The sequence below is a fragment of the Streptomyces sp. TG1A-60 genome, assembly GCF_037201975.1.
Classification (GTDB): Bacteria; Actinomycetota; Actinomycetes; order Streptomycetales; family Streptomycetaceae; genus Streptomyces.
In genome coordinates, this window is the sequence record NZ_CP147520.1 from 90,597 (window position 1) to 105,509 (window position 14,913).

A 14,913-nucleotide genomic window follows, 5' to 3' on the forward strand; every position below is an offset into this window, starting at 1 on the left:
CCCGATCACCTCGGCCACGGCGTCCGCGTCGGTGTCCATCAGGGTTCCCGACGCACCGACTCCGGCCGTGTGCACGACTCCCGTCAGCGGGTACGCCGCCGGAATCCCGGCCAGTACCTCCGCCAGCGACTCCCTGTCCGTCACATCGCACGCGGCGACGGTGACCTGGGCGCCGAGCGCGGTCAGCTCGGCCACGAGCTCATCCGCTCCCGGCGCGTCCGCGCCACGACGGCTCGTCAGCAGCAGGCGCGGCACACCCCGGCCCGCCAGCCAGCGCGCCACGTCCCCGCCGAGGGCACCCGTCCCGCCCGTGATCAGGACGGTACCGTCCGTGGTCCACTCCCCTGCGACCGTCTCCTCTGACGCCGGCGCCCGCACCACACGGCGACCAAGCGTCCGCGTCCCTCGCAGCGCGACCTGGTCCTCGCCGCTCGTACCGGCGAGGAGGGCAGCCAGTCGCCCGCGGTCCGTGCCGTCCACGACAGACGGAAGATCGATCAGACCGCCCCAGCGGCCCGGCTGCTCCAGGGCGGCGACCCGGCCGAGGCCCCACAGCAGCGATTGCTCGGGGTTGTCCAGCCGGTCGTCGGCACCGGTGGACACGGCGGCACGGGTCAGGCACCACAACGGGGCATCGGATCCCGCGTCACCGAGCGCCTGGAACAGCAGCAGCAGCACCGCGAGTTCATCGGGCATCGGAAGCCGCCCGGTGGCCGCCCCCGCCACGAACACCACACCGGCGAGGTCCTCGTCGGCCAGGCGTGCCGCGAGAACGGCCCGCTCCTCGGTCGACCGCAGACGCGTGACCTGCGCCCCGGCGTTCCGCAGCGCGCTCTCCACGTCGTCGGCGGGGGCGGTGTCGCCGGAAGTGACGAGCAGCCAGGATCCTGGGAGCTCGACGGTCTCGTCGTCCGCCACCGCGAACGGCTTCCACTCCACGCGGTAGCGCCACGCGTCGACGATCGCGTCCTGACGGCGCGACCGTCGCCACGCGGACAGCGCCGGGACGACGCCGTCCAGGATCTCCGGCGTGTCCTCCAGCCTCAACGTGGCGGCCAGTTCCGAGAGATCCGCCCGCTCCACGGCCGCCCAGAACCGGGCGTCCTCCGCTGACGCGGGCGCGTCGATCGGTGCGTCGGGCCAGTACCGCTCGCGCTGGAAGGCGTACGTCGGCAGCGACACACGCCGCCGCCCCGCCGGCAGCACCACGGACCAGTCGATCTCGGCGCCGGTGGTCCACAGGGCGGCCAGTGCGGCCAGTACGGTGCCGGCCTCGTCACGATCACGGCGCATCACCGGCGCGAACACGGCATCCGACACCGACTGCCCGGCCATTCCGCACAACACCGCGTCCGGTCCGACTTCCACGAACCGGGTCACACCATGCTGGTGCAGGGCGTCGACACCATCGGCGAAACGAACCGCCTCGCGGACCTGCCGTACCCAGTAGTCCGCGCTCGACATCAGCCCCGGCTCCGCGACCAGCCCGGTCAGGTTCGACACGAGCGGAATCTCGGGCTCCTGGAACGTCAACCCCTCCAGTACGGCGGCGAACTCGGCGAGCATCGGCTCCATGAGCACCGAGTGGAAGGCGTGCGACACCGTCAGCCGACTCGTCTTGCAGCCCTGGGAAGCCCAGTCGGCCGCCAGTTCCTCGATCACGTCGGCAGCACCCGACACCACGACGGACGTGGGGCCGTTGACCGCGGCGATGTCCAACCGGCCCGCCACCGCCCCGACCACCTCGGCCTCGGAAGCCTGCACCGCCAGCATCGCCCCACCGGACGGAAGCGCCTGCATCAGACGACCACGCGCCGCCACCAGCGCACAGGCATCCGCCAGGGACAAGACCCCGGCCACATGCGCCGCCGCGATCTCACCTATGGAATGACCCAGCAGGAAGTCCGGGACCACGTTCCAGGACTCCACCAGCCGGTACGAAGCCACCTCGACCGCGAACAGGCCCGCCTGCGCCCACACCGTCCGATCGAGATCAGTGCTCTCGAACACCACATCCCTGACCGGCCGGCCAAGCCTGACGTCCAACTCCGCGCACACCGCGTCGAACGCCTCCGCGAACACCGGGAACGCCTCATACAGACCCCGGCCCATCCCAGCCCGCTGCGCACCCTGCCCCGTGAACAGGAACGCCGTCCGACCCTCCACAGCGACACCCGACACCACATGGGCCGAAGGCTCACCCGCGGCCAGCGCTGCGACACCCGAACGCAGCGCGTCCCCGTCGCCTCCGAGCACGATCGCGCGGTGGTCCAACCCGGCCCGGGTCGTCGCCAAGGACCACGCCACATCACCTGGACCGTCGTCAGGCCGCAGGGACGCGAGCAGCCGGGACGCCTGAGCCCGCAGCGATTCCGCGCTCTGCCCCGACACCGGCCACGGCCACGGCTCCGTACGCGCGTCCGTCTCGGGTGCCGCCTCCTCCACCGGCGACTCGGTCGCGGTGGGGCTCTCTTCGATGAGCACGTGCGCGTTCGTGCCGCTGACGCCGAAGGCGGAGACGCCGATGCGACGAGGCTGCTCCGTTAGCGGCCACGACCGGGCCTCGGTCAGCAGCTCGACTCCGCCCCCCGACCACTCGACGTGCGGTGTCGGGGCGTCCACGTGCAGGGTTCGCGGCAGCAGGCCGTTCCGTAGCGCCAGCACGCTCTTGACGACACCGACCACGCCGGACGCGGCCTGGGTGTGCCCGAGATTGGACTTCACCGAGCCGAGCAGCAACGGGTGGCTGGCCGTACGGCCACGGCCGTAGATGGCTTGCAGGGCTTCGGCTTCGATCGGGTCGCCGAGCTTGGTACCAGTGCCGTGCGCTTCCACCGCGTCGACATCGGACGGCTCCAGGCGCGCGTTGGCCAACGCCTGTCGGATCACCCGTTCCTGCGAGGGACCGTTCGGCGCGGTCAGCCCGTTCGACGCGCCGTCCTGGTTGACCGCGCTCCCCCGCACCACGGCCAGAACCTCGTGGCCCAGCCGTTTCGCGTCGGAGAGCCGTTCCAGCAACAGAATGCCGACACCCTCGCTCCAGCCGGTACCGTCCGCCTCGGCCGCGAAGGACTTACAGCGCCCGTCGAACGCCAGGCCACCCTGCTTGCCGAACTCGGCGAACGCGGTCGGGGTGCTGATCACGGCGACTCCGCCGACCAGTGCCAGGCCGCATTCGTTCTGCCGCAGCGACTGGATGGCAAGGTGCAGGGCCACAAGGGACGACGAGCACGCCGTGTCCACCGTGACGGCCGGCCCCTCCAGGCCGAACACATAGGACAGCCGGCCGGAGAGCACACCGCTCGCGGTGCCGGTCAGGTGGTAGCCCGCGGTGTTCTCCGGCAGCCGGCCGGCGCCGTCGTACCCCGAAGGAGACGCACCGACGAAGACGCCCGTGGTCGTTCCCGCCACGGAACGCGGGTCGATGCCCGCCCTCTCGAACGTCTCCCACGCGACCTCTAGGAGCAGCCGCTGCTGCGGATCCATGGCCAGGGCCTCGCGCGGGTTGATGCCGAACAGCGCGGCGTCGAACTCCATCGCGTCGCCGAGGAAGCCGCCCCGGCGAGTGTAGTCCCGGGTGCCGGAGCGGGGGGCCTCCCAGCCGCGGTCGGTCGGGAACCCGGTGATCGCGTCGGTTCCCTCGACGACCAGCCGCCACAGGTCGTCCGGGCCGTTCACGCCGCCGGGCAGTCGGCAGCCCAGTGCGACGATCGCGATCGGCTCGCGGGCCGCCGCCTGCGCCTCCCGGTTCTGCCTGCGGAGCCGCTCGTTCTCCTTCAGCGAGGCCCGGAGCGCTTCGACAGCCTTGTCACCGCGGGTGTTCATCGATTTCTCCATGGCTCAGGCGTCATCCCGTTCGGTGTTCAGAGCGATCTCGATCAACGCGTCGGCGTCCAGGTCGTCCAAGTCGCCCAAGTCATCCAGGCCGTCCACGTCGTCCAGTGGGTCGGACTCGTCCCGCGACGTCTGGTCGGCGGTGCCGGCCAGGCCCAGCAAGGCCTTCATCAGTCCGGCCTCCCGCAACCGTTCGATCGGGATGGTCGCCAACGTTTCGCGGACCGCCGCCTCCTCCGGATCGGTGGACCGGTCGTCGACCGCGACGCCCAGTTCCTCGCCGAGGTGGGCGGCCACCCCGTTGGGGGTGCGGTGGTTGAACACCAGGCTCGACGGGAGTCGCAGGCCGGTCACCCGGCTCAGCCGGTTCCGCAGTTCGACCGCTGTCAACGAATCGAAGCCGAGGTCCTTGAAGGCCTGACCGGCCGCGACGGTACGACCGTCCCGGTACCGCAGCACCATGGCCGCCTCGGCGCGGACGACATCAAGGAGGATCTGGGGGCGTTGCCTGACCGGTGCCGCCGCCAGACGCGCGGCGAGGGCGGATGCCTCCTCGGCGAGCTCCGCCCCGGTCGTCTCCGCTGTCTCGCTCGGCAGCAGTTCGGCCAGCAGCGGGCTTGGCCTGACCGAGGTGAAGGCCGCGCCGAAGACGTTCCAGTCCACGTCGGCCACGGTCAGGCAGTCCTCCGCCCGGTCGACAGCCTGCGCGAGGGCCTGGACGCCGAGCGCGGGATCCATCGGGGTCACCCCGCGGCGCAGCAGGCCGCCGTCGGCGTCCCCGGCCGCGGCCAGCCCGGCCCCCGCCCAGGTCCCCCAGGCCACGGAGGTGCCGGCCAGTCCGCGATCACGACGGTGTCGTACGAGCGCGTCCAGGAAGGCGTTGCCCGCGGCGTAGGCGCCCTGCCCGCCGCCGCCCCAGACCGCGGCACCGGACGAGAAGACGATGAACTGCTCCAGGCGGAGGTCGCGGGTGAGCTCGTGCAGGTGCAGCGCTCCCCCGATCTTCGCTCCCAGTACCGCGTCGAGATGGTCGGCGTCGATGGCGTCCAGTACCCCGGCGTCCCCGACACCGGCCGCGTGCAGCACGGCGGTCAACGGCAGGTCCTCCGGTACGGCTGCCAGGACTCCGGCAAGGGAGTCCCGGTCGGCCACGTCGCACGTCGCGAGGGTGACCCGGCAGCCGATGGCGGCCAGCTCGTCCGCGAGCGCATCCGCCCCGGGTGTCTCCGCACCCCGTCGGCCGAGGAGCACCAGGTGGGGCGCTCCGCGCTGGGCCAGCCACCGGGCGGACTCGGCCCCGAGAGCACCCAGTCCTCCCGTCACCAGGACCGTTCCGGTGGGCCGCCAGCCCGCGGGCGCGGGGCCGGCTGTGTCCATCGGTGCGCGCACGAGCCGTCGGGCGAGCAGGCCCGTGTCCCGGATGGCGACCTGGTCCTCGTCGGTGTCCTCGCTCAGCACGACGGTCATCAAGTCGCCCGCACGGGTGTCGACGACTTCCGGTATGTCGACGAGACCGCCCCAGCGTCCCGGGCTCTCCAGCGCCGCCACCCGGCCGATGCCCCAGACCGGGCCCTGCGCCGGGTTCTCCAGCGGGTCGGTGTCTCCGGTGGAGACCGCGCCCCGGGTCACCACCCAGAGCGGCGCCTCGATCCCCGCCAGTCCGAGCGCCTGGATCAGGTTCACGGTGGCGGCTGTGCCCTCGGGCAGGGCGGAGCCGGGCAGCGCGGCTCCGACGGCGGCGGTCAGCGAAAGGACTCCGGAGACCTCACCCAGGTCACGGGACGCTTCGCCGAGTCGTGCGGTCAGCGCGTCCCGGTCCGAGCCTGGGTCGACGAGTACGGGCACGTCGGCTCCGGCGGCGCGGAGCGCGGCCGTGGCCCAGTCGGTGAGTTCGGAGTCCCGCGGCGCGACGATCAGCCAGGCGCCGAACAGCAGCCCGGTGGCGGGCAGGCCGGTCAGCGGCGTCCAGTCGACGCGATAGCGCCAGCGGTCGATCGTCGCTTCCCGGCGTCGCCGCACACGCCAGGACGCGAGCGCGGGCACGACCGTGTCCAGCGTCTGGGATCCGACGTCCAGTGTGTCGGCCAGTTCTGCCAGGTCGCCGCGCTCCACGGCGTCCCAGAACTCGGCCTCCACCGGGTCCGCCGCGTCCAGCGCCGGCATCGTCGAAGCCGTGTTCGGGTCCGGGTCCGGCCAGTACCGGTCCCGCTGGAAGGCGTACGTCGGCAGCGGTACGCGTACCCGACGGCCCTGGGGCAGCACCCGTGACCAGTCGATCTCGGCACCGGACGTCCACAGAGCGGCCAGTGCGCTCAGTACGGTCTCGTGCTCGTCCCGGCCCTTACGCAGCAGGGGCGCGCAGACCACATCAGGAAGCATCTGGCCGGCAAGCGCACTCAACACGCCCTCCGGTCCGACTTCCACGAACCGGGTCACGCCGTGCTGGTCCAGGGCGTCGACCCCGTCGGCGAAGCGGACCGCTTCGCGGACCTGCCGTACCCAGTAGTCCGGGGTGGACATCAGCCCCGGCTCCGCGACCGTGCCGGTCAGGTTCGACACCAGCGGAACCTGGGGCTCCTGGAACGTCAACCCCTCCAGTACGGCGGCGAACTCGGCGAGCATCGGCTCCATCAGCGCGGAGTGGAAGGCGTGCGAGACCGTCAGCCGGTGCGTCTTGCGGCCCTCGGCCGACCACCGGACCGCGAACTCCTCGATCACATCGGCAACACCCGACACCACGACGGACGTGGGGCCGTTGACCGCGGCGATGTCCAACCGGCCCGCCACCGCCCCGACCACCTCGGCCTCGGAAGCCTGCACCGCCAACATCGCCCCACCGGACGGAAGCGCCTGCATCAGACGACCACGCGCCGCCACCAGCGCACAGGCATCCGCCAGGGACAAGACCCCGGCCACATGCGCCGCCGCGATCTCACCTATGGAATGACCCAGCAGGAAGTCCGGGACCACGTTCCAGGACTCCACCAGCCGGTACGAAGCCACCTCGACCGCGAACAGGCCCGCCTGCGCCCACACCGTCCGATCGAGATCAGTGCTCTCGAACACCACATCCCTGACCGACCGGCCAAGCCTGACGTCCAACTCCGCGCACACCGCGTCGAACGCCTCCGCGAACACCGGGAACGCCTCATACAGACCCCGGCCCATCCCGACCCGCTGCGCACCCTGGCCCGTGAACAGGAACGCCGTACGGCCCTCACCCGCCACACCGGACACCACACCTGCGGAGGGACGTCCATCCGCCAGTGCAGCAGTGCCTTCGAGCAGCCCCTCCCGGTCGGAACCGAGCACCACCGCGCGGTGGTCCAGCGCCGCCCGGGTCATCAACGACCCCGCAACGTCCGCCAGTACGAGATCCCGGTCTCCGGCAACGAACTCGTTCAACCGACCCGCCTGAGCGGACAACGCACCAGCCGAACGGCCCGACACCAACCACGGCACCAAACCCTGCCCGGCCGACGACTCCTCCGGCTCCTCCGCAGGCACCGCCTCCAGGATGACGTGGGCGTTCGTTCCGCTGATCCCGAACGACGACACACCCGCCCGGCGCGGACGATCCACCTCCGGCCACGGACGCGACTCCGTCAGCAACTCCACCGCACCCGCCGACCAGTCCACCTGACCCGACGGCTCATCCACATGCAACGTCGCCGGAAGCACCCCGTGGCGCAGCGCCTGCACCATCTTGATCACGCCAGCGACACCCGCCGCGGCCTGCGTGTGCCCGATGTTCGACTTGACCGAGCCCAGCCACAGCGGCCGATCACCGTCACGGTCTTCGCCGTACGTCGCAAGCAGGGCCTGCGCCTCGATCGGGTCGCCGAGGCTCGTACCCGTACCGTGCGCCTCCACCGCGTCCACCTCGGACGGCGACAAGCCGGCATCCGCCAACGCCTGCCGGATCACCCGCTGCTGGGAAGGACCGTTCGGCGCCGTCAGACCATTCGACGCACCGTCCTGGTTGACCGCGCTGCCCCGGACCACCGCCAGGATCTCGTGACCGTTGCGGCGCGCGTCCGACAACCGCTCCAGGACCAGGACACCGACGCCCTCGCCCCAGCCGGTGCCATCCGCACCGGCCGAGAACGCCTTGCACCGGCCGTCGGCCGCCAGACCGCCCTGCCGGGCGAACTCGGCGAAGGCGGCGTTGGTGGACATGACCGTGACACCGCCGGCGAGCGCCATCTCGCATTCGCCGCGCCGCAGCGCCTGCGCGGCCAGGTGCAGGGCCACGAGGGACGACGAGCACGCCGTGTCCACGGTCATCGCCGGGCCTTCGAGCCCGAACGCGTACGAGACGCGGCCGGACAGCACGCTGGTCGCACCGCCGGTCAGCCGGTGGCCTTCCGTGTCCTGGGGGAGGTCCACGTCGACGCCGTAGTACGAGGGCGCCGCACCGGCGAACACGCCGATCGGCGTGCCCTTGAGCGCCTTGGGGTCGAGGCCGGCGGACTCGAACGCCTCCCACACCGCCTCAAGGAGCAGCCGCTGCTGCGGATCCATGGCGAGGGCCTCACGCGGGGAGATCCCGAACAGGGTCGCGTCGAACTCCGCGACCTTGTCGACGAAGCCGCCCAGGGCCGCGTACGGGACACTCGCCCCGTCATCGCTCCAGCCGCGGTCGTCCGGGAAGGCGGTGATCCCGTCCCGGCCGGCGTGCACGAGCTGCCACAGGTCGGCCGGTGACTCCACGCGACCGGGGAAGCGGCACGACATCCCGACGATCGCGATCTGCTCACCGGGATCGACGGCGGTGGTGGGGGTGGCGGAGTGGGGGCGTGCTTCCTGGTCGGTCCTGCCGACCAGCCGGGTGGTGAGAGAGTCCGCGAGGGCCACGGCCGTCGGGTGGTCGAACACCAGGGTCGCGGGCAGCCGCAGACCGGTGGCGGCGTTGAGCCGGTTCCGGAGCTCCACGGCGGCCAACGAGTCGACACCGAGCTCCTTGAACGCCTGGTTCGGTCCGATCACGTCGGCGGTCGTGTGGCCGAGCACGGTCGCCGTGTTCGTCCGAACCAGGTCGAGCAGGAGCTTCCGCTGTTCGCCCGCTTCGAGGCCCTGGAGCCGGCCTTCCAGCACTGCCTGCCCGCCCGTGCCCTGACCGGAGGCCCGCCGGGTGGCGGAGCGCACCAGGCCGCGCAGCAAGGACGGTGGATCGGCGGCGGCGGTCCGGGCGGCCGAGAGGTCGAGCGGGATCGGCAGCAGGTGCGCCGCGGGCAGGCTTGAGGCGAGGTCGAACAGTGCCAGTCCGCGTTCGGCCGTCAACGTGGCGCCGAGCCGGTCGCCGCCGGCCACCGTGTCTCCTTGGGCGAGGTGCCCGGTGAGGGCGCTCGTTTTCTCCCACAGGCCCCAGCCGAGCGACTGCGCGGGCATGCCGTGCGACCTGCGGTGCGCGGCGAGGGCGTCCAGGAAGGCGTTGGCGGCAGCGTAGTTGGCCTGGCCGCCGGTGCCGAACGTCGCGGCGGCGGACGAGTAGAGCACGAACATGGTCAGGTCGGCGTCCGCGGTGAGCAGGTGCAGGTTGATCGCCGCGTCCACCTTGGGGCGCAGTACCGCGTCGAGCCGAGCCGGTGTCAGCGCGCCGAACACACCGTCGTCGAGCACACCGGCGGTATGGACGACGCCGGTCAGCGGGTGTTCGGCGGGTATCGCGGCGAGTACGTCGGCGAGCGCGGTCCGGTCGGCGGCGTCGCAGGCCGTCACCGTGACGTGCGCTCCGGCGCTCTCCAGTTCGGCGACCAACTCCGTTGCCCCGGCGGCGGCGTGGCCCTGGCGGCTGAGCAGGAGCAGGTGCCGCGCGCCATGCTCGGCGACCAGGTGCCGTGCCAGCAGGCCGCCGAGGGTTCCGGTCCCGCCGGTGAGCAGGACGGTGCCTTCGGGGTCGAGGGGCGCGGGCACCGTGAGGACGTTCTTGCCCACGTGCTTGGCCTGGCCCATGTGCCGGAACGCCTCGACCGCGTCCCGGACGTCCCATGCCGTCGTCGGCAGCGGCCTCAGCACCCCTGCGTCGAGCAGGGTGATGACCTCGGCGAGGATCTCGCCCATCCGAGCCGGTCCCGCCTCGCCGAGGTCGAACGCCCGGTACCGGACGTCGGACCGCGGGACGCTCTCCCGGACGTCGGCCTTGCCCATTTCGAGGAACCGCCCGCCGGGCGCGAGCAGTCGCAACGAAGCGTCGACGAACTCGCCGGCGAGCGCGTTGAGCACCACGTCGACTCCCCGCCCGCCGGTCGCCCGCCGGAAGGACTCCTCGAAGTCCAGGTCGCGGGAAGAGGCGATGTGCGTGTCATCGAGTCCCTGCGAGCGCAGCACGTCCCATTTGCCGGTGCCGGCCGTACCGAACACGTCGAGGCCCAGGTGCCGGCCGAGTTGTACGGCCGCCATGCCGACGCCGCCGGCAGCGGCGTGTACGAGCACCGATTCACCCGGCTGCGCGCCCGCCAGGTCGCGCAGTCCGTAGTACGCGGTCGCGAACACCAAGGGTACGGAAGCGGCTTGGCCGAAGGTCCAGCCGCCCGGGATCCGGGCCAGCAGCTCGCGCGCCGTGATCGCGGAGGAGCTGATGCCGCCGGAGAAGAAGCCGAACACCCGGTCGCCGGGGGCGAGGTCCGTGACGCCCGGCCCGGTCCCGGTCACCACACCGGCCGCCTCGGCGCCCAGCAGCGCACGTTCCGGGTACATGCCGAGCGCGATCAGGACATCGCGGAAGTTCACTCCGGCGGCACGGACGGCGACGCGCACCTGGCCGGGGCCGAGCGGGGCTTCGGCGTCCGGGGCGGCCACCAGAGCGAGGTTCTCCAGCGTCCCCTGGCCGAGGGTGTCGAGCCGCCACGCGTCACGCCCGGGCGGCACGGCGAGTCCGTCCGACGGCCGGGCCAGCCGGGCGGTGAGGACGCGGCCGTCGCGCACGGCCAGAACCGGTTCGTCGCCCTGCGCCGCGACCTGCCACGACCCGTCGCCCTCGCCCGCGGGGTCCAGGTCCACCAGGACGATCCGGTCCGGGTTCTCGGTCTGCGCGGATCGGACCAGCCCCCACACCGCCGCGGCGACCAGGTCGACGGGCTCCTGGCCGACGGTCACGGCCCCGCGCGTCACGATCGCCAGCCTGCTGTCCGTCAGCCGTTCCTCGGCCAGCCACGCCTGAACGCCGGCCAGCACACCGCCCGCCGTCTCGCGTACGAGATCGGCCAGGTCGGGGCCATCGGTCGCGGGCACGAGCACGGGCCCTGCGGTGCGCACGGGCAGGGCGACGAGCCGTGGTACCGGCAGCCCGTCGTCGAGCGCGGCCACCAGTTCGTCCGGTCCTGTGAACCGGGGCGCGTCGACTCCCGGCACGGTCTCGCCGACGACCGCCCACGTCGAGACGTCGGCCGTGGCGGCCTCGGTCGTCAACGGAGCCCAGTCGACACTGAAGAGCGCCTTGGAGACGGACGCGTCGGTCGCCGCGCCCAGCAGCTCGGCCCCGACCTCGCGCAGCACCAACGATTCGATGGTCATGACGGAGGCGCCCGTGCCGTCGGCCACGCTCAGCGACGTGCCGTCGGCGGTCACGGTCAGGACCACGCGCAGCGCCGACGCACCGGCCGCGTGGAGCCGTACTCCGGTCCAGGCGAACGGAAGCCTGGCGGAGCGGTGGGAACCGGTGGCGGTGGCGGTCGCGGTGGAGAAGCCCACCGCGTGCAGCGCGGCGTCGAGCAACGCGGGGTGCAGGCCGTACGCGTCCGCCTCGCCGACCTCGTGTTCCGGGAGCGCGACCTCGGCGTAGACCGTGCCGCCATCCCTCCACGCGGCATGAAGTCCGCGGAATGCCGGGCCGTAGCCGTAACCGACGGCGGTCAGTTCCTCATAGAACCCGGAGAGGTCGACGGACTCGGCACCCGCGGGTGGCCACGGCACGGCTTCGGCCGGGGCGTTCGGCAGCGGGGCCGCCGAGGTCAGTACTCCCGTCCCGTGGCACACCCACTCCCCGCCCCCCGTCTCGGAGCGCGACAGGATCTCCACGGTGCGGTCCCCGACCTCATCGGCGACGCCGACACTCACCTGGACCGCGACGCCGCCTTCGCGCGGCAGTACCAGGGGTGACCGCAGCACCAACTCCCGGAGCACGTCGCAGCCGGCTTCCTCGCCGGCCCGCAAGGCCATCTCCACGAAGGCGGTGCCGGGTACCAGCACGGTGTCCAGTAAGGCGTGATCGGCGAGCCAGGAGTGGGCCGACAGGCTCAGCCGCCCGGTCAGCACCAGCCCCCCGCCGTTCAGGGCCACCACGGCGCCCAGCAGCGGATGCCCTGCCACGACCTGACCGACGGCCTTCACATCGCCCGACCCGGCACGGGGCTTCGGCCAGTACCGCTGCCGCTGGAAGGCGTACGTCGGAAGGTCGACCTGGCGGCCGCCGGCGACGGTCGGGGACCAGTCGATCTCGACGCCGCTGGTCCACAACGCGGCCAGCGCGGCCAGTACGGTGCCCGCCTCGTCCCGGTTACCACGCATCACCGGCGCGAACACGGCATCCGAGACCGACTGCCCGGCCATTCCGCACAGCACCGCGTCCGGACCCAGCTCGACGAACCGGGTCACGCCGTTTTGGTGCAGGGCGTCGACACCGTCAGCGAAGCGGACCGCTTCGCGGACCTGCCGTACCCAGTAGTCCGGCGTGGACATGAGGCCGGGCTCCGCGACCGTGCCGGTCAGGTTCGATACGAGCGGAATCTGCGGCTCCTGGAAGGTCAACCCCTCCAGTACGGCGGAGAACTCGGCGAGCATCGGCTCCATCAGCGCCGAGTGGAACGCGTGCGACACCGTCAACCGGTGCGTCTTGCGCCCCTCGGCCGACCACCGGGTCGTGAACTCCTCGACCGCATCGGCAGGACCGGATACGACCACCGAGGCCGGACCGTTGACAGCGGCGACGTCCAGCCGACCCGCGACCGCCTCGATCACCTCGGCCTCGGTGGCCCGCACCGCCAGCATCGCCCCACCGGCGGGAAGGGCCTGCATCAGACGACCACGCGCCGCCACGAGCGTGCAGGCGTCCGCCAGGGACAGAACGCCCGCGACGTGCGCTGCGGCGATTTCACCTATGGAATGGCCGAGCAGGAAGTCCGGAACGACACCCCAGGACTCCAGCAGCCGGTACGAGGCCACCTCGACCGCGAACAGGCCCGCCTGCGCCCACACCGTCCGATCGAGATCAGTGCTCTCGAACACGACCTCCCTGACCGACCGGTCAAGCCTGACGTCCAACTCCGCACAGACCGCGTCGAACGCCTCCGCGAACACGGGGAACGCCTCGTACAGCCCAGCACCCATCCCAGCCCGCTGCGCACCCTGGCCCGTGAACAGGAACGCCGTCCAGCCCTCCACCACGACACCCGACACCACATGGGCCGAAGGCTCATCCGCAGCCAGCGCGGCAAGGCCTTCGAGCAGGCCCTCGGGGGCGGAGCCGAGCAGCACGGCGCGATGCTGCAGCGCGGCACGGGACACCAACGTACGGGCCACATCCACCGGCGCGAGGGCCTGGTTCGCGGCCAGGGCCTCGTACAACCGGCCGGCCTGGGCGGACAGCGCTCCGGCCGACCGGCCCGATACCAGCCACGGCAGCACGCCGTGGGCGGCCGGGGGCTCCACGGCGGGAGCGGACTCCGCAGCCGTATCCGGCTCCACGGCCGGAGCGGACTCCAGGATGACGTGGGCGTTTGTGCCGCTGATCCCGAACGACGACACGCCCACGCGGCGGGGACGGTCCGCCTCGGGCCAGGGTCGCGTCTCCGTCAGCAGCTCGACCGCGCCCGCCGACCAGTCCACGTGCGGGGACGGTTCGTCCGCGTGCAGGGTGGCCGGGAGCGCCCCGTGGCGCATGGCCTGCACCATCTTGATGACACCGGCGACGCCGGCCGCCGCCTGTGTGTGACCGATGTTCGACTTGATCGAGCCCAGCCACAGCGGCCGGTCCTCAGGCCGGTCCTGGCCGTACGTCGCAAGGAGCGCCTGCGCCTCGATCGGGTCGCCGAGGCTTGTGCCGGTGCCGTGCGCCTCCACCGCGTCGATGTCGGACGGCTCCAGGCGCGCGTTGGCCAGCGCCTGCCGGATCACCCGCTCCTGCGAGGGACCGTTCGGGGCGGTCAGACCGTTCGACGCGCCGTCCTGGTTGACCGCGCTGCCCCGGAGCACCGCCAGAACCTCGTGGCCCAGCCCTTGCGCGTCCGACAGGCGCTCAAGGACCAGGACACCGACGCCCTCGCCCCAGCCTGTGCCGTCCGCACCGGCCGAGAACGCCTTGCAGCGACCGTCCGAGGCCAGACCACCCTGCCGGTTGAACGAGGCGTATCCGCCGGGCGTGGACATCACAGTGGCGCCGCCCGCGAGCGCGAGCTCGCACTCGCCGGACCGCAGGGCCTGCGCCGCCCAGTGCAGGGCCACAAGGGACGACGAGCACGCCGTGTCCACCGTGACCGCCGGACCCTCCAGGCCGAACACGTAGGCCAGTCGGCCGGACATCACGCTGGCGGTGGTGCCGGTGGCGATGTGTCCTTCCAGACCCTCCGGCGAGGCGAGTGCGAGCAGGCCGTAATCCTGGCCGTTGGTTCCCGCGAAGACGCCCGTCCGGCTGCCGTGCACGGCACGCGGGTTGAGGCCGGCGGATTCGAAGGCCTCCCAGGAGGCCTCGAGGAGCAGCCGCTGCTGCGGGTCCATGGCCAGGGCCTCGCGCGGGCTGATGCCGAAGAGGGCCGCGTCGAACTCGTCGGCATCGTGGATGAAGCCGCCCTGCCGGGCGTAGCCGTCGTCCTCGTCGTCCGCCCATCCCCGGTTGACGGGAAATCCGCCGACCGCGTCGGTCCCCGCCGCCACCAGGCGCCACAGGTCGCCGGGTGAGCGGACACCGCCGGGGAAGCGGCAGCCCATGCCGACGATCGCGATCGGTTCCTGCGCCCTGTCCTCGATGGTGCGGATCCGGCGGTGCGCTTGACGCAGCTCGGTCGTCACCCACTTCAGATGGTCGAGCAGCTTCTGGTCATCCGCCATGGATCTTCCCCTTCACGAGCGGAGCTTCGACGCCGA

The 14,913-nt window shown here is 72.3% G+C and carries 1 protein-coding gene and 1 pseudogene; both read right to left on the minus strand.

Annotated elements, in window-relative coordinates:
• Positions 1-15 precede the first annotated feature (15 nt).
• Positions 16-3,837 (minus strand): annotated as a pseudogene (locus tag WBG99_RS00180) (SDR family NAD(P)-dependent oxidoreductase); the annotation flags it as partial.
• A gap of 3 nt (positions 3,838-3,840) precedes the next feature.
• Positions 3,841-14,877, minus strand: coding sequence for an SDR family NAD(P)-dependent oxidoreductase (locus WBG99_RS00185; RefSeq protein WP_338894319.1), 11,037 nt, complete (start codon positions 14,875-14,877; stop codon positions 3,841-3,843).
• Positions 14,878-14,913 lie beyond the last annotated feature (36 nt).

What these genes read in the sequence shown, in the direction of transcription:
- WBG99_RS00185 (WP_338894319.1), bottom strand. Translation starts at nt 14,877, where the DNA reads ATGGCGGATGACCAGAAGCTGCTCGACCATCTGAAGTGGGTGACGACC.